Annotated in this window: 16 protein-coding genes; 14 read left to right on the forward strand and 2 right to left on the reverse strand. The window is 40.4% G+C overall.

Features of this window, described 5'->3' with window-relative positions; genetic code table 11:
* Nucleotides 1-27 precede the first annotated feature (27 nt).
* The gene (locus AC6H4V_RS05770) at nt 28-1,134 is read left to right on the forward strand and encodes a multiheme c-type cytochrome (protein WP_428729656.1); all 1,107 of its coding nucleotides are present in this window, start codon (nt 28-30) and stop codon (nt 1,132-1,134) included.
* Between the two features lie 7 nt (nt 1,135-1,141).
* On the opposite strand, the gene AC6H4V_RS05775 is transcribed toward AC6H4V_RS05770, so the two are convergent.
* Nucleotides 1,142-1,429, reverse strand: a complete 288-nt coding sequence (locus AC6H4V_RS05775; protein WP_428729657.1) for a CDGSH iron-sulfur domain-containing protein — start codon at nt 1,427-1,429, stop codon at nt 1,142-1,144.
* 131 nt (nt 1,430-1,560) lie between these two features.
* On the opposite strand from AC6H4V_RS05775, the gene AC6H4V_RS05780 reads away from it, so the two are divergent.
* Nucleotides 1,561-2,124, forward strand: coding sequence for a hypothetical protein (locus AC6H4V_RS05780; RefSeq protein ID WP_428729658.1), 564 nt, complete (start codon nt 1,561-1,563; stop codon nt 2,122-2,124).
* Nucleotides 2,125-2,181: 57 nt separating this feature from the next.
* On the opposite strand, the gene glmU is transcribed toward AC6H4V_RS05780, so the two are convergent.
* The gene (glmU, locus tag AC6H4V_RS05785; protein ID WP_497607864.1) at nt 2,182-3,483 is read right to left on the reverse strand and encodes a bifunctional UDP-N-acetylglucosamine diphosphorylase/glucosamine-1-phosphate N-acetyltransferase GlmU; all 1,302 of its coding nucleotides are present in this window, start codon (nt 3,481-3,483) and stop codon (nt 2,182-2,184) included.
* A 169-nt stretch (nt 3,484-3,652) separates the two neighbouring features.
* On the opposite strand from glmU, the gene AC6H4V_RS05790 reads away from it, so the two are divergent.
* The 12 genes from AC6H4V_RS05790 to mog all read left to right on the forward strand — a co-directional run bounded on the left by AC6H4V_RS05790 (nt 3,653) and on the right by mog (nt 15,908).
* A complete protein-coding gene (locus AC6H4V_RS05790; protein ID WP_497607865.1) occupies nt 3,653-4,417 on the forward strand; it encodes a motility protein A in 765 nt (254 codons plus the stop codon).
* A complete protein-coding gene (locus AC6H4V_RS05795; RefSeq protein WP_497607866.1) occupies nt 4,417-5,199 on the forward strand; it encodes a flagellar motor protein MotB in 783 nt (260 codons plus the stop codon). The genes AC6H4V_RS05790 and AC6H4V_RS05795 overlap by 1 nt, the downstream gene beginning before the upstream one ends.
* Complete coding sequence (gene fliP / locus AC6H4V_RS05800) at nt 5,199-5,939, forward strand: flagellar type III secretion system pore protein FliP (RefSeq protein ID WP_428730221.1); 741 nt, start codon at nt 5,199-5,201, stop codon at nt 5,937-5,939. Before AC6H4V_RS05795 ends, fliP begins: the two co-directional genes overlap by 1 nt.
* Before the next feature lie 12 nt (nt 5,940-5,951).
* Nucleotides 5,952-7,070 carry a tRNA (uridine(54)-C5)-methyltransferase TrmA gene (trmA, locus tag AC6H4V_RS05805; protein ID WP_497607867.1) on the forward strand — a complete coding sequence of 373 codons (1,119 nt, stop codon included), beginning with the start codon at nt 5,952-5,954 and terminating at the stop codon, nt 7,068-7,070.
* A 39-nt stretch (nt 7,071-7,109) separates the two neighbouring features.
* The gene (locus AC6H4V_RS05810) at nt 7,110-8,516 is read left to right on the forward strand and encodes a COG3400 family protein (protein WP_497607868.1); all 1,407 of its coding nucleotides are present in this window, start codon (nt 7,110-7,112) and stop codon (nt 8,514-8,516) included.
* Nucleotides 8,517-8,563: 47 nt separating this feature from the next.
* Nucleotides 8,564-9,169, forward strand: a complete 606-nt coding sequence (locus AC6H4V_RS05815; protein ID WP_497607869.1) for a lytic transglycosylase domain-containing protein — start codon at nt 8,564-8,566, stop codon at nt 9,167-9,169.
* Between the two features lie 95 nt (nt 9,170-9,264).
* Nucleotides 9,265-10,314: a 3-dehydroquinate synthase gene (gene aroB, locus AC6H4V_RS05820; RefSeq protein WP_497607870.1), complete on the forward strand. Its 1,050-nt coding sequence runs from the start codon at nt 9,265-9,267 to the stop codon at nt 10,312-10,314.
* Complete coding sequence (locus AC6H4V_RS05825; protein ID WP_428730226.1) at nt 10,315-11,982, forward strand: mechanosensitive ion channel domain-containing protein; 1,668 nt, start codon at nt 10,315-10,317, stop codon at nt 11,980-11,982.
* A complete protein-coding gene (gene mtaB, locus AC6H4V_RS05830; protein ID WP_497607871.1) occupies nt 11,983-13,230 on the forward strand; it encodes a tRNA (N(6)-L-threonylcarbamoyladenosine(37)-C(2))-methylthiotransferase MtaB in 1,248 nt (415 codons plus the stop codon). It abuts the gene before it with no gap.
* Nucleotides 13,208-14,860 carry an AAA family ATPase gene (locus AC6H4V_RS05835; RefSeq protein WP_497607872.1) on the forward strand — a complete coding sequence of 551 codons (1,653 nt, stop codon included), beginning with the start codon at nt 13,208-13,210 and terminating at the stop codon, nt 14,858-14,860. Before mtaB ends, AC6H4V_RS05835 begins: the two co-directional genes overlap by 23 nt.
* Nucleotides 14,847-15,368: a pimelyl-ACP methyl ester esterase BioV gene (gene bioV / locus AC6H4V_RS05840; RefSeq protein ID WP_497607873.1), complete on the forward strand. Its 522-nt coding sequence runs from the start codon at nt 14,847-14,849 to the stop codon at nt 15,366-15,368. The genes AC6H4V_RS05835 and bioV overlap by 14 nt, the downstream gene beginning before the upstream one ends.
* A gap of 9 nt (nt 15,369-15,377) precedes the next feature.
* On the forward strand, nt 15,378-15,908 hold the full coding sequence (gene mog, locus AC6H4V_RS05845) for a molybdopterin adenylyltransferase (RefSeq protein WP_497607874.1): 531 nt from the start codon (nt 15,378-15,380) through the stop codon (nt 15,906-15,908).
* Nucleotides 15,909-15,914 lie beyond the last annotated feature (6 nt).

Below are 15,914 nucleotides of genomic sequence, written 5' to 3' on the forward strand. Positions count from 1 at the left end.
CTTATAATAATTAAAAGGATAGTTTATATGAAAAAAATGTTGTTTTTAGCAGCTGCGCTTTCGTCACTTCTGTTTGCACAGAGTGAAACAGAGACATGTAAAAAGTGTCACCCACAGATAGTTGATGAGTTTGAAGGTTCTATGCATAGAAATGCTACCTACTATAACGATCCAATCCATAAAGGGGCATGGGATTTGCACCCTCTGAAAGAAAAAGGTGACTATAGCTGTAAAGAGTGCCATGCACCATTAGCTAAAAATGAGGAAGAGATTAAAGATGGTGTGACGTGTGCAAGTTGTCATACTATCAAAGATGTAGAAGAGCACGCTGCAAAAAACAAAAATGTTTTTGGCAAAAACCCAAAAACATTCTACTCGGCAGAAGCTGGGCGTGAAAAAGAGAAGGTCATCTATAAACAAGAGAGTTCATGGTTTGGTATGAACAAGACAACAGTTGGATCACCTTACCATGATATCGACTACACAAATGAGAAGTTTTATAACGGTCAAATGTGTATGGGCTGCCACTCTCACAGACAAAACGGCGAACAGCTTATGGTGTGTGAAACAGGTAAAGAGGGCGCACAAAACAAAGAAGAGAACTGTATAACATGCCATATGCCAAAAGTGCAGGGTACTGCAACGACAATCAGACATAGCCAGACGCATGCATACCATGGTTTTGCAGGTTCACATAAAAACCCTGAAATGCTCTCAAAGTATGTTGACCTTGAGTTTAACAAAAACAGCAGCGGTTTTGATGTTATCATCAACAACAAAGCACCACATAACCTCATGCTCCACCCTATGCGTGTAGTTGAATTGAGAGTAAATGTGACTAGTGATGGAAAAGTAACTCCGCTTAAGCCGCTTAGTTTTGTACGTGCTATCGGTAATGAAAACGGTCCATCTATGCCATGGCTTGCAAATCAGGTTGTAACAGACACGATGATAAAAGCAAATGAGAAAAAGAGCGTTCCATATACAGATGCCCTCAAAAAAGGAGACAAAGTAGAAGTGCAGCTCGGATACTACCTTGTAACTCCAAAAGCTGCTGAAAAACTCAACATTCAAGAGAAAAAAGAGCTTCAAAAGTTTAATGTTTTAAAGCAAAAAAGCTTTATCGTAGAGTAGCCTTAGGCTACTTTGCATCCTCACTTTTAACATTTTTTCCAACTTCATCATCACTATAAAGACTATGTGTTCCATCACAAAACGGGAAGTTTTTGCTTGTTTTACACATGCAGATGTGGTACTGTTTGCTCTTTTCAACGATTACTTTTTGTGGCAAACAAGAAGTTCCGTCATGCTTTGCATCACAAAACACCCCATTTTCGCTTCTCCCACATGTACAGATATAGTAGGGAATCCACGCATCCAGCGCCACACCTTTTGGTTTGTTGTCAAATACAATCGCATCTTTGCACATACCCACTCCCTTGATTTTGATTTCTTTTCGCACTCATTATAATTTGAGAAGAGGAAGTTTGTCAAGTTGTCGTAGAGAACTTACGAAAGAGTTTGGTATAATGCTTAGCAAATTAAAAAAAGGATTATGGAATGAAAAAAGTTCTCTCCGCTGCCTTATTGCTTCTCTCTTTTGTTGGGTGTGTCGATAAGCAGAGTGTTTTATTTATCGACAATATGGGCTTATGTACAAAAAGCATGGCGACACTTCATATTGACGCTCTTATGATTGAAAATAACGCGCAAACGTTCAATGTTACTCCCGACGAGTTTACGATAGCGCTTGTCAATGCACTCAAAGAGACAAACTGTTTTGTTGTCTCCACTGCAAAAGTAGAGGGTGAGCATATGCTGCCATCAAAAAATGACTATCTGTTAGATACAAAAGTGAGCCTCTCTCAAGATAAAGAGAGTAGTGAAGCAAATATCTTTAAAACTATCGAAAAAGAGCGTTTAATGATGATGATTACGCTTAATGCACACAACAACGGCAACCGAGCTTCCGCAAATGCGAAGAGTGAAATTGTCATAGATAAGTCAAAAATCTTAGGTATCAAACCTGAGTCTGATGTAGAGGGCGACAAGCGTACACTGCTCAAAAATGCTACAAAAAAAGTCTCTATCGCGCTAAGCAACGCATTTTTAAAACTTCCATAGTAAGACGCGCTTTTTGCGTCTTACCTACTGAATACACCTCCGTAAAAAGAAAAGCTCTTATTTTTTAAAAAACTTATAGTAAAAATCTTCTATTGTTCTGAGTTTTGTACGGCTGATGGCAAGTGAGCCTTTTTGAATTATGCCGCTTGTTAGAGTCGTTCCAGCTGCTATCATAACATCATCTTCGATTGTAACAGGCGCTACAAGTTGGCTGTCACTTCCTACAAATACATTTTTCCCGATGATAGTCTCATACTTTTTGATACCGTCGTAGTTGCAGGTAATCACTCCAGCTCCGATATTTGTTCCCTCATCCACCTTTGCATCGCCTATATAGCTAAGATGACCGGCTTTCACACCTCTAAGAGTAGATTTTTTTACCTCGACAAAATTTCCGATATGCGTCTCTTCTATGTTTGAAGCGGGGCGTAGATGCGCCATAGGTCCGACATCGGAATTTTTGACTATGCTGTCTTCCACAACACTGTGCGCTTTTATATGGGAGTTGATGATGCGTGAATTGCCCGTTATGCGACATCCGTTTTCAACGACACACTCTCCCTCAAAAACTACACCCTCTTCGATATAGATGGTGGATGGAAGCTGCATAATTACGCCGCTCTCCATTAGAGAAGTTTTGATGCGCTCTTGCATGATTATCTCGGCATCTGATAAATCTTTTTTAGAGTTTACCCCCTTAAAATGCTCCTCATCTACAAGCAGCGGAGTGATGTCTAGCTCATCTGCTCTTGCCATAGAGATAACGTCGGTGAGGTAGTACTCTTTTTGGGCATTGTTGTTATCAAGAAGCGGGATGTACTTGTCAAGCACTTTTTTGGAAAACGCATAGATTCCGGCATTTACGGTTGAAACATTAAGCTCTGCGACAGAAGCATCTTTTTGCTCTACTATCTTTACAACATGCCCATCTTGGATGATAACACGCCCATAACCATCTGGGTTTTGCAAATCAAAAATCGACATGACGATTTCACTCTCGCTCTCTAAAAACCCTTCAAGCGACTTAGGTGTAACAAGCGGCATATCTCCGTTTAAAACCAAAACTTTTTCATTTTTTACAGAGATATTTTTCATAGCGCCGCCGGTTCCGGGGAAGTTTTGTGCATCTTGTTCTACAAAATTTACGTCATCAAAGTAACGCTTCATCTGCCCCACAACAGCCTCTTTTTGGTGTGCTACAACAACAGTGACATCATCGCTTAGTTGACGTGAAGTTTTGATGATGTAGTAGAGCATCTCTTTGCCACAAAGTGTGTGTAGAACTTTTGCTGTAGGAGACTTCATGCGACTCCCTTTGCCTGCTGCCAAAATAACGATACTTATACTCTTTTTGCTCATAGAAACTCTTTGTCATAAATTGATGAAATTATAACGTGTAAATCTCGAAAACTTCTTTTTCGTAGCTTCATAGGCTTGCAAGGGATTTTTTGAAATTAAAATGTTTTTAATGAGGAGGCTATTATTTTTGTGGTATTATAAGCACGATATTTTTTCGTAAGGTATTTGAATGGATTTAGGTACGGTTATCGGTCTTGTTTTGATTATGGTGCTTCTTTTAGCCTCTATGGCGATGGGTGTTGGGATTGGTCCATATATTGATATTCCCTCTGTAATGATAGTTGTGGGTGGAAGTATCGGGGCGTTGATGATCTCCTTTAAGCCTGCACAAATGAAACTGTTTGTAAAAATTTTTATGATAGCTATCAAACCACCTCAAGAAGATAAAGCAGAGCTTATTAAAAAACTTGTAGGATTTGCGACAAAAGCAAGAAAAGATGGTATTTTGGCGCTAGAGGGTGAAGTCAACAGCGAGCCAAATGCGTTTTTGAAAAAAGGGCTCTCTATGGCGATTGACGGGAATGAACCTGACAGTATAAGAGAGTTACTTGAAATTGAAATGGAGCAAACAAGCACTAGACATAAAGTACATGGTTCAATCTTTTCGCAGTGGTCAGGTCTTGCAGGAGCGATGGGAATGGTTGGAACGCTTATCGGTCTGGTTGCGATGCTTATGAATATGGCAGATCCTTCGGCTATCGGTCCTTCTATGGCGGTTGCGCTTCTTACAACTCTTTATGGAGCGATGATAGGAAATATCGTTGGAAATCCTATAGCAAACATTTTGGGACTTAGAAATGATGATGAGACCCTTGTCAAAGAGATGATTTTAACAGGAATTATGTCTATCCAATCAGGGGATGCACCAAGAGCGTTAGAAGCAAAGCTACTAAGCTATCTTGCCCCAAATGAACGCGTAAGTCAGTTTAACTAATGGGAAAGAAAAAGTGTCCTGAGTGCCCGACATGTATGCCAGAGTGGCTTGCAGCATTTGGAGACCTTATGTCTCTGCTTTTGTGCTTTTTCGTTTTGCTTCTCTCCATGTCAAGTATGGATGCAAAAAAAGTCTCAGAAGCCATCGGTTCACTTGCTGGCGCGATGAGTGTTTTGGAAGGTGGAATCCAAACAGAAGTTTCAAAAAAAATGCAACAATCAGCAACTCCCATTGAAGCTCAAGAGGAGAGTGCCGAGCAGGTAAATAGGGTAACTCAAGCTATTAAAGAGCTTAATGAGATGCAAGACATAGGTCAGGGTGCAGGACCTACTGTATCTTTACAGGAAGCTCAAGATGGATTTGCCATAGAACTCCCTGCATCACTCCTCTTTAAACCGGGAAGTGCAACGATTCAAAATGATGATATGCTACTTTTTCTCAAACGTATAGCACTTATTGTCAGTGAACTTCCAAATGAGACACTTGTAAGCGTGCGTGGTCATACGGACAATCAAGGTCCAGCAATAAAAAGCCCTTATAAGGACAATTGGGAACTATCAGCCGCAAGAGCGATTTCAGTTTTACAAGAGTTGATTTTAGACGGTGTTGATCCAAAGCGTATAAGTGCGGCAGGGTATGCAGAGTTTTCTCCAAGAGCAACTAACACAACCGAGAGCGGCAGAGAGCAAAATCGCAGAGTAGAGATTCACTTTGTCGGCGGCTCTTTAAAAGATAAATCAAAAGTAGAGCAGACTGTTTTAGATAAGGCAGCAAGTAAGTAATGAAAAGATTTTTCCTCTTTTTTGCGCTTCTTTACGCAGCTTCTCTTTTTGGGGCTCAAAATGTTGCTATCCCTACGATGAATTTTGAGCTCTCTGCTCCCAACTCTCCACAGCAGCTTGTGAGCTCTTTGAATGTTCTTGTTCTTTTAACACTTCTGTTTTTAGCACCGAGTATGGTTTTGGTTATGACAACTTTTACAAGATTTGTCATAGTTTTTGGTTTTTTGCGTCAAGCACTAGGAACACAGCAAGTCCCACCGACACAGCTTTTGGTAATGCTTGGTATGATACTCACTTTTTTTGTTATGGAGCCCGTTGGCGTAAAAGCGTACGAAGATGGCATAAAACCTTACATCGAAGAGAAGATTGGGTATGAAGAGGCGTTTGATAAAACAGCACTGCCTTTTAAAAACTTTATGATAAGAAACACACGAGAGAAAGATTTGGCGCTTTTTTTGCGTATCAGAAAAATGGAAAACCCCGCATCTGTAGCGGAAGTTCCTCTCTCTATCGTCATCCCCGCTTTTGTCATAAGTGAGCTAAAAACTGCATTTGAGATAGGTTTTTTGCTCTTTTTGCCTTTTTTGGTTATCGATATGGTTGTCGCATCCATCCTAATGTCCATGGGTATGATGATGTTGCCGCCTGTTATGATTGCACTGCCCTTTAAGATACTCATTTTTATCCTCATCGATGGCTGGAATCTGCTTATTGGCAATCTCATCGCCTCGGTTAAATAGTGAGTAAATAGTATGAATTGTAAATATTTTGGCACATGTGGTGCATGTGTAGTTTATGAAGGTGGTTACGAGGCACAGCTAAGAGCAAAAGTGCTCCTTAACCAAGAGAGATTTAAACCTTTTTATAGCGGGGCATTGTCTGTTTTTGAGTCTCCAAAGAGCAACTATCGCTCACGAAGTGAGTTTAAGATATGGCATGAGGGAGATGAAAAACTCTACTATACGATGAACAACAAAGAGAAGAGTGGTGTTGTTTTTATTGACGAGTGTCCGCAGGTAAGTAAGTCTATCTCTGCTCTTATGCCAAAACTCTTAAGAGCGATTCAAGAAAACAAAATCGATTTTAAACTCTTTGGCGTCGATTTTTTAAGTTCAAATAATGGTGAAATCGTGATTTCGCTTCTCTACCACAGAACACTCGATGCCGCTTGGAGCCAGAGCGCAGCAAAAATCGCCAAAGAGCTTGACATATACATTATCGGTCGTAGCCGAGGTCAAAAAGTGGTTATCGGGCAGGATTATGTAACAGAGGTTTTAAATGTTGCAGATGAGGAGTTTAGGTTTCAGTACATAGAAAACAGCTTTACACAGCCAAACTCTCGGGTAAACGAGCAGATGATTGGTTGGGTTTTAAAAAATCTTGCAGATACATCAAGCGACTTGTTGGAGCTCTACTGCGGTGCGGGCAATTTTACGATTCCTTTTGCGAAAAAATTTCGTAAAGTTTTGGCAACAGAGATTTCCAAAGCATCCATCAACGCCGCAAAAACAAATATGCTCTTAAACAGTGTAAAGAACATAGAGTTTGTACGCATGAGCGTTGAAGAGTTTGTGCAAGCGCTTGATGGTGTGAGAGTCTTTAACAGAATGAAAGAGATAGAGATAGCCTCTTATGAGATTCATACTATTTTTGTTGACCCGCCACGAAGCGGGATGGATGAAGATACCTGCAAGTTCGCCGCGCGATATGAGAACATCATCTACATCTCCTGCAACCCTGAAACACTTGCAAGAGATTTGGCTCTTTTATGCCAAACACACACGGTTTGTGATATGGCGTTGTTTGACCAGTTTCCTTATACGCACCATGCAGAAATGGGCGTTAAGCTTGTTAGAAATAGCGTGCTATAATGCGGCAATTTATGCGTCATAGCAGCAAAAAGTAGAAATATGAAAAAAATATTGATTATCAGTGAAGGCGAAACTGCCGAGCATTTTATAAATAGAGTGATTGATGCCTATACAAGTGAAAATATCTACTACATAGTGCAAACAAAAGCCAAAAAATTTCCAAATGCCAACCCTTCACGTTTTAAGTTTTATGAGTTTGATCCTACAAGTTTTTATAAGCTCTCAAACCTTCTTAAGATGGAGTTTGCGCAAGTTATGATACTTATGGACAATCCTATGGATGTCGAAAATACCATCAAAAATATCAGAGCCATCAAAAAGCAGCTTCGCATCATCGTGCTAAACAAATGGAAACTCAAAAATGAGGATTCCAACATAGTTATGATTAACTCAAAACAGATTCTCTCCTCAAGAATGCTTGATTATCTTCCAAATGTTCCTGTTATTGCCCAAAATGTCGGTATCGGCGAGGGTGAAATCATGGAAGTTCTCGTCCCTTTTGGCAGCTCTTTTGTTTACAAGCACATCGGTGTTATCGAGCAAAAAGAGTGGCGCATTGTTGCTATTTACAGAAACAGAAAGCTTATCATGCCAAATCGCCGCAGGATGATTCAGCCAAACGACCTTTTGGTAATGGTTGGTGATCCTGAAGTTTTGAAGTCAGTCTATAGAGCCATCAAAAGAGAGCTTGGGCAGTTTCCGGAGCCTTTTGGATCAAACATCTATATGTACTTAGATATGGATTTGCTCAACCATAAAAAAATGGAAAAGTTTGTCTCAAGGGCTATTTTTGCGCATCAAAAATTTGGACGCACGCTTATCATCAAGGTTGTTAATCCGAGCAATTTTGAACTTCTTTGGAAAATCAAAGAGTATCGCTCACCAAATGTTATCATAGATATAAACTACGAACCAAAAGGACTAGAGAGTGCCTTTTTTAACGATATAAAAAACTACCATGTCGGGCTTGTTATCGTTCCAAATGAGCTTTTTGAAAATCATAAAATGCGCTCAATGCTTTATGATGCGCATGTACCTATCCTTAAAATTGCAGAAAAAAACCTCTCTTTAGTTAAAGATGCTTCTATCATACTAGGAGACAACCGTGATTTGGAGAAGATTTCATCAACGATTTTTGACATTTCAGAGAAGATGAACCTAAACATAGAGCTTTATAACTACACCAACGAAGCGCAAGATGCAAAAGAGCAGGTTGTAGAGCACTACACTAACCTCTCCACTATTTTTTCTAAGAGTGTAAAAATTGTCAAAGATGGTGAAAACCCGATTAAAAAACTTAAACGCAAAAATGATTTTATTCAGATTTTGCCTTTTACAAAAAAGTTGACACTTAAAAATTTCTACTCCATTTTCTCTACCGACAGCGAAAGACTTTATCACAAGCTTGAGAGCCACCACCAGATATTTATCCCTGTGCAGATTTAGGAACTCTTTTTGCTTGATGGCGGTAAATCATCAAGGGATAGGTGTTAATGAAGAGAGCTGTTTGGTTGTTACTGCTTTTGGCAGTTGTTGCGCATGCCGCCACAAATATGTGGATTCGTACGGGTGAGGCTTATGGCATAGAACCAAGACTTCTTTATGCAATCTCAAAAGTTGAGAGTGGCGTTCGTCCGCTTATTATCTCTGTAAACTACAAAAAACTGACAAAACCACAAGAGCAGAAGCTCTACACGATGCTTCAAAGCAGAAATATCTCTTATAAAAAATATTCAAAAGTAGTAGAAATTGATAGTAAAAACAGTGTTACAGCAAGAGGTGTTATCGAGTTTTTAGACCAAAATAGTTATCCGAGTTTTGACATCGGGTTGATGCAGATAAACAATGTGCACAAAGAGAAACTCGCAAAAATGAAAATCCCGCTTTATGCACTTTTAAATGAGAATACAAATCTGAGTGTTGCTGCAGATATTTTATGGGAATGTTACAAAAAACATCGTTCCAATGACAGAGCCATCAATGCCTACAACGGTGCGATAGTAGGAAATTCATACTACACAAAAGTATCTGCGGAGTTGCGTAAACTTCTGCTTTTACATGAAAATAGTTCTAAACGTCTTTTTTATCGCGTCATTTAAGCGGCTAAAGCAATAATTCTAGCCATATTTAGCCACTTTTTAGCGTTTTTGAAGTATTATAAATCCATTTTTAAAATTTATATTTTGGATAGAGAATGCAAGTGCATATTGAACTTAAAAAAGTTGTTGATGACTCCTACGACATAACCATAGACACCCTCCCAAAACTACATTTCGATACAAAAGTTGCGGTTGTAACAAACACAACAGTCTCTGCTTTGCACTTAGAGTATCTTCTTGGCAAAATCAGCGCAAAAGAGCTTTATGTTGTCACACTGCAAGACGGAGAAGAGTACAAAAACCAAGAGAGCATCGATGCTATTTTGGACTCACTCTTTGAACACCGTTTTAACCGCAAATCTCTTCTTATCGCTTTTGGCGGCGGTGTTATCGGCGACATGACTGGGTATGCGGCGAGCATCTACCAAAGGGGGATAGACTTTATCCAAATCCCTACAACGCTTCTCTCGCAAGTGGATGCAAGTGTAGGCGGAAAAACAGGCTTTAACAATAAGTACGGCAAAAACCTTGTCGGTGCATTTCATCAGCCAAAAGCGGTTTACATAGACCCCTATTTTTTAACAACACTTCCACAAAGAGAGTTTGGCGCAGGCGTTGCGGAGATAGTGAAGATGGCGGTGACTTTTAACAAAGAGTTTTTTGAGTTTTTAGAGCATGCAGATTTGAGCAATCCAGAGGTGCTTCAAGATGCGATTCGTCAATCGGTTCAGACAAAAGCTGATGTTGTAAGTCAGGACGAAAAAGAGCAGGGGCTTCGTGCCGCTCTGAACTATGGACATACTTTTGGACATGTCATAGAAAATGAGACAAACTACAAAGAGTATCTCCATGGCGAGGCGGTTGCCATTGGGATGGTGATGGCAAATGAGATGGCTTTGAAGATGGGCTATATGAATGAAAAAGAGGTTGCTCGCGTAAAAGCACTGTTACAAAAATATGATTTGCCCATTACTTACACCATAAACGATGTAAGAAAATTTTATGAAGCGTTCTTTTTGGATAAAAAAAGCTCTGATGCTGCCATCACTTTTATCCTCCCGCTTGGAATCGGCGATGTTGTCATTACGGACAAAGTTGATGTCGGGACTATCATGTGCGTTTTAAATAAATTTGGAAAAGAGTAAATGAAAAAACTATTTTTTTATCTCTTTATCACTACATCACTGCTCTTTTCTCAAACGTCAACAGAGCAAAAAGAGAAAGAACAAGCAGAGAAATTTCAAGCCGCTGAGGAGCTAGAGCGCATAAGAGTTGCTGAGGAAAATACAAAAAATCAGAGGATAGCGCAACTCCTCTCAGAACTCAAAATCGTGCAAGAGAAAATCTCTAACAAAGAGAGCGTTTGGATAAAGAGTTACGCATCGTATCTTACCTCTTTGGAGGTACGAGAGAGCCTTGAGAAGATAGTCGAACGTATCAACTATCTTCAAAAAAAGCGAGAAAAAACACTGAGTGAGGCGGATGAGCTAAGCGCACTTATCGCACGTGAGAAGATTTTAACCTCGCAGATTGAGAAGTTGAAAAAGAAAGACAGCTCTCCATTTTCCATCCTCTTAACCCCGCCAAATATAGATGATATACCCTCCATCACAAACCCTTTAGATATCTTCATGGGCATCTCACTCATAAAAACGCTTGATCAAGGGTTTAAAGACTATATCGCAAAAAAAGAGGAACTGGGCACGGTAGTAGGGCTTTTACGCTCAGAGATAAATATCTACACGCAACTAGAGAGCCTCGATGCAGAGCATACACACAAAGAGCAACTTGATTTGAAGCTTAAACAGCTTGAGCGGTTTGAATCGGCTCTTGATACGATGAATGTTACGGTGGATGTCTATGAAAAGAGACTTGACATCATAGAGATAAATATCAACAAAGAGATAGAGTCTCAAATGCTCAAGCTTGTCAAGATTAGCGTCATTATTCTTGTTGTTTTTCTCTTCTTTTTTCTGCTTAAGCTCATTATTAAAAAGTATATTACTGACAATGAACGCTTCTATATGGCAAATAAAATTATCACATTTGTCAATTTTACGCTTATCGTTCTTATCCTCTTTTTCAACTATATAGAAAATGTGAGCTACCTCGTTACCATCTTGGGATTTGCTTCTGCGGGTATCGCTATTGCGATGAAAGACTGGTTTATGAGCATACTTGGCTGGCTTGTCATAGTCTTTGGCGGTAGTATCCATGTAGGTGACAGGATCCGTGTCGATATGGATGGACAGTCTTACGTGGGCGATGTTATGGATATCTCTCTTTTGCGTATGACTATACTAGAAGATGTCACTTTAACAACGGTCTTAGAAAACAGACGTGCGGGAAGAATCATCTTTATTCCAAACAACTATATTTTTACTCGCATGATAGCCAACTATACCCACAGCTCACTCAAAACTGTCTGGGATGGGATAGATATAACCATAACGTATGACTCAAACCATAAAAAAGCGATGCATTTGACAAAAGAGATTGTAAAAAAATTTTCCAAAGGATATACCGATATCACAAGAAAACAGCTCAACAAGCTAAGAAGCAACTACAGCCTGAAAAACAGCAATGTAGAGCCTCGCATCTTCTCTTTTATCGCTCCAAATGGCATTAGTATAAGCGTTTGGTATCTTACAAATGCCTATGCGACGCTCACGTTAAGAAGCGCTATATCCACAGAAATCATAGATGCTTTTTTGGCAGAAGACGATATAACCATAGCCTATCCGACACAGATGCTTCATCTGGAACAGAGTGCGAAAAAAACTCCGTCATTCGCGCCGCAAGAGGTGGTATAAATGAAACAAAAAGTCTATTTTAAAACATTTGGATGCAGAACAAATCTTTATGACTCTCAGGTTATGATGAGCGCGATGCAGGAGTATGACATTACTGAAGATGAAAATGAAGCCGACATCGTCGTAGTCAACTCATGTACGGTGACAAACGGTGCTGATTCGCACGTCCGCTCTTACATTTCGCATGTTGAAAACAGTGGAGATGCGAAGATTTTTCTCACAGGGTGCGGTGCGCATACTAAAGGGGAAAAACTCTTGGAACAGGGGCGTGTTGCAGGAGTTTTCGGACAGAGTGAAAAGCTTAAAATCGATGCGATGCTCAGCCGTGAAGAGCCTTTTTATGAACCGGGGGATTTAAACCACATAGATGAGAGCGTTGTGGATGATTTTATCGGCAAGAGCAGGGCGTTTATAAAGATTCAGGAGGGGTGTAACTTTCGCTGTTCTTACTGCATCATCCCTTATGTGCGTGGAGATGCACGAAGCATGGATGAGGAGAAGATTTTAGAGCAGATCCGCAGACTAGGCGCAAACGGATTTGGAGAGTTTATCCTCACGGGAACAAATGTCGGAAGTTACGGGCAAAAAACGGGAAGCTCTATCGCCTCTCTTATGAAAAAAATGTCGCAGATTAGAGGTGTGAGACGTATCAGACTTGGGAGTGTTGAGCCGATTCAAATCAGTGATGAGTTCAAAGAGATTTTGGATGAACCTTGGTTGGAGCGACATCTGCATATCGCACTGCAACACACCTCGCCGCAGATGCTAAAGTATATGAACAGACGCAATGTTTACAAGCAAGACAGAGAGTTGTTTGAACTCTTGGCAAGTAAAGGGTTTGCGATAGGCACGGATTTTATCACGGGGCATCCGGGGGAGAGCAAAGAGCTTTGGGATGAGGCGATGCGCAATGTGCGAGAACTTCCGCTTACTCATCTTCACGCATTTACCTACTCAAAACGAGACGGCACGCCATCGGCAGTGATGAAACCGGAGGTAAGCGGCAACGTGGCAAAAGAGCGATTGCATGAGCTAGAGCGTATAGTTCACGAGAAAAATTTTGCCTTTAGAAAAGCTTTTGACGGAGAGTTGAGCGTTCTTATTGAGAGCCAAAAAGAGGACTATTTTGTAGGTTACGACCAGCATTTTAACAAGATTTTAGTAGCATCAGATGAAGATTTGGTGGGCAACTGGGTAAATATCAGCGCTTATGAAGCAAAAGAGGATGCGAACTATGCTAGAGTCTAAGACAAACAGAGTTGTTCTTTATGTATCGGCTTTTTTGGTTGTCGTACTTGTTCTTTTTGCGCTTTTACGAGACAATGCAGACCCCATCACTCTTAAAGAGGCAACAAAGATTTTAGAAAACCACAGCGTCAAAAGTGTTGTTTCAACACAAGAGTATGTTTATCTCAAAACCGAAAAAGAGCTCTACAAAATCGCAACTTCTCAGGTTTCGCCAAAGATGTTTGTTGATTATGAGGTCAAGGTAAAAAACAGCTCCAACGTCATTGTTTATCTTCTCTTTTTGGTTCTTTTTTTAGGTTTTGGAGCACTTTTTTACAGGTGGTTTCAAAAAAACAGCATTTTTAAAACACAAGAAGCAAAAGAGACAAGAGGGCACTATACCTCAGAGCAAGCAGGTCCTATAGAGTCTATCAAAAGTGATGTGACATTTGAGGACATCGGCGGTATCAGCGATGTAAAAAGCGAACTTGAAGAGATAATCGACTTTATGAAAAAACCAAAACGCTATAAGAGTTTTGGTGCAAGGATGCCAAGAGGCGTGCTTTTGGTAGGTCCTCCGGGAGTCGGCAAAACGATGATAGCAAAAGCAGTTGCAAATGCCGCAGGTGTGCCGTTTTACTACCAAAGCGGTGCCTCTTTTGTGCAGATTTATGTCGGGATGGGTGCAAAAAGAGTTCATGAACTTTTTGTTGCCGCAAAAAACAATGCGCCTGCCATCATTTTTATCGACGAGATAGATGCGGTGGGAAAAAAGAGAGACGGACAAAGAAACGACGAGAGAGAAGCAACACTCAATCAGCTCTTAACAGAGATGGACGGTTTTGAAAACTCAAGCGGAGTGATAGTTGTAGCCGCTACAAACAAGATAGATGTCCTAGACTCCGCACTCTTGCGTGCGGGAAGATTTGACAGACGCATTTTTGTAGAGCTTCCGACAAACAAAGAGAGAGCTTTGATTTTGTCAAAATATTTGGAGAAAGTGCCTCATGAAGTCGATGTGAGTACCATCGCAAACATGACAGTCGGATTTAACGGCGCATCTTTGGCGGCTCTTGTAAACGAGGCATCGCTTCTTGCCATCAGACAGCATGATTTTCAAGTAACGATTGAGCATTTTCATCAAGTCAAAGACAAGGTTATGTTTGGCAAAAAGAAACTACAGATTCTCAGCCCAAAACAAAAAGAGTACCGTGTCACCTACCAAGCCGCAAAGGTTATCTGTGCGACATATTTCGACCTTCCTTTTGAAAAATTGCTTCTCTCCAACGAAAAACTCACCCCCGCAACCGATGAACCTCTTTTGCAACATGAACTAGAATCAAGGGTAAAAATGCTCTTAGCGGGTGTCGTCGCATGTGCCATCAGATACCATGAACACGCAAGCAGTGCAAAAGGCGATTTGGATGAGGCAAAAGAGATAGTCGAGAAGATGATAACAGAGTACGGCATGGGTTCTTCACTTATGGCAAGCCAAAACGAAAAAGAGATTTTGATGCAAAAACTCTACACGCAAACAAGAGAACTCTTAGAGTCTCTACAAAGCGTCATGAGTGATGTAGAGAGAGTTTTAAACGAAAGAGAGAGCATTACAAAGCAAGATGTAAAAAAGAGGCTGGATGCGGTTTTATAGCGGTTTTTCTCTAAAAAACGAACAACACTTTTTTGATGCGTACACAAACCATTCCGACTACACGGTTTGCGGATTTAGCTATGGCGCTATCAAGGCTTTTGAGCATGTAAAAGAGCAGTTAGAACTTCAAAAAAGAGTAGATACCCTCCAACTATTCTCTCCCGCTTTTTTTCAGACCAGAGATGATAAGTTTAAAAAAATCCAACTTTTGGGCTATAGAAAAGATAGAGATTTATACCTAAATGAGTTTTTAAAATCATGCTTTTTGCCATACTCAAAAAAGAGCGTAGAGCAAGAAAAGGGTAGCGTGGAAGAGCTAGAAGAGCTGCTCTATTTTCAGTGGGACATGGATGTACTGAAAAATATTGCAAAAAAAGGAGTAAAGATAGAGGTTTATCTCGGTGGGAAAGACACCATCATAGATGTTGAGGGCGCAAGGGAGTTTTTTTTAGAGGTATCAACCGTGACATACATCAAAAATGCAAACCATTTTTTACAAATAAATTAGGAGAAACATATGAGCCAAATAAAAATAGGCGTAATAACCGCAAGTGACAGAGCAAGCAAGGGAATCTATGAAGATATATCGGGAGTTGCCATCCAAGATACAATGAAAGATTATCTGAAGAGCGAGTTTGAGATAGTTTACAGATGTATCCCAGATGAGCAAGATGTCTTAGAAGCTACCATGATAGAGCTTTGTGATAAAGAGGGGTGTTGTTTGGTGGTAACCACAGGCGGAACAGGACCCGCACTCCGTGATGTCACCCCAGAAGCGACAGAGAATGTATGCCAAAAGATGATGCCTGGATTTGGCGAGTTGATGCGTCAAGTAAGCCTAAAGTATGTTCCAACAGCGATACTATCACGCCAGAGCGCTGGCATCAGAGGCAAAAGCCTTATCATAAATCTCCCCGGAAAACCAAAATCCATAAGAGAGTGTTTAGACGTAGTTTTCCCTGCTGTACCGTACTGCATAGACTTGATAGAGGGACCATATATAGAGACAAACGAAGAGGTTATTAAGGCTTTTAGACCTAAGAGCTAAAAAAGT

The sequence above is a fragment of the Sulfurimonas lacustris genome, assembly GCF_059705355.1.

What these genes read in the sequence shown, in the direction of transcription:
- AC6H4V_RS05770 (WP_428729656.1), top strand. Translation starts at nt 28, where the DNA reads ATGAAAAAAATGTTGTTTTTAGCAGCTGCGCTTTCGTCACTTCTGTTT.
- AC6H4V_RS05775 (WP_428729657.1), bottom strand. Translation starts at nt 1,429, where the DNA reads ATGTGCAAAGATGCGATTGTATTTGACAACAAACCAAAAGGTGTGGCG.
- AC6H4V_RS05780 (WP_428729658.1), top strand. Translation starts at nt 1,561, where the DNA reads ATGAAAAAAGTTCTCTCCGCTGCCTTATTGCTTCTCTCTTTTGTTGGG.
- glmU (WP_497607864.1), bottom strand. Translation starts at nt 3,483, where the DNA reads ATGAGCAAAAAGAGTATAAGTATCGTTATTTTGGCAGCAGGCAAAGGG.
- AC6H4V_RS05790 (WP_497607865.1), top strand. Translation starts at nt 3,653, where the DNA reads ATGGATTTAGGTACGGTTATCGGTCTTGTTTTGATTATGGTGCTTCTT.
- AC6H4V_RS05795 (WP_497607866.1), top strand. Translation starts at nt 4,417, where the DNA reads ATGGGAAAGAAAAAGTGTCCTGAGTGCCCGACATGTATGCCAGAGTGG.
- fliP (WP_428730221.1), top strand. Translation starts at nt 5,199, where the DNA reads ATGAAAAGATTTTTCCTCTTTTTTGCGCTTCTTTACGCAGCTTCTCTT.
- trmA (WP_497607867.1), top strand. Translation starts at nt 5,952, where the DNA reads ATGAATTGTAAATATTTTGGCACATGTGGTGCATGTGTAGTTTATGAA.
- AC6H4V_RS05810 (WP_497607868.1), top strand. Translation starts at nt 7,110, where the DNA reads ATGAAAAAAATATTGATTATCAGTGAAGGCGAAACTGCCGAGCATTTT.
- AC6H4V_RS05815 (WP_497607869.1), top strand. Translation starts at nt 8,564, where the DNA reads ATGAAGAGAGCTGTTTGGTTGTTACTGCTTTTGGCAGTTGTTGCGCAT.
- aroB (WP_497607870.1), top strand. Translation starts at nt 9,265, where the DNA reads ATGCAAGTGCATATTGAACTTAAAAAAGTTGTTGATGACTCCTACGAC.
- AC6H4V_RS05825 (WP_428730226.1), top strand. Translation starts at nt 10,315, where the DNA reads ATGAAAAAACTATTTTTTTATCTCTTTATCACTACATCACTGCTCTTT.
- mtaB (WP_497607871.1), top strand. Translation starts at nt 11,983, where the DNA reads ATGAAACAAAAAGTCTATTTTAAAACATTTGGATGCAGAACAAATCTT.
- AC6H4V_RS05835 (WP_497607872.1), top strand. Translation starts at nt 13,208, where the DNA reads ATGCGAACTATGCTAGAGTCTAAGACAAACAGAGTTGTTCTTTATGTA.
- bioV (WP_497607873.1), top strand. Translation starts at nt 14,847, where the DNA reads ATGCGGTTTTATAGCGGTTTTTCTCTAAAAAACGAACAACACTTTTTT.
- mog (WP_497607874.1), top strand. Translation starts at nt 15,378, where the DNA reads ATGAGCCAAATAAAAATAGGCGTAATAACCGCAAGTGACAGAGCAAGC.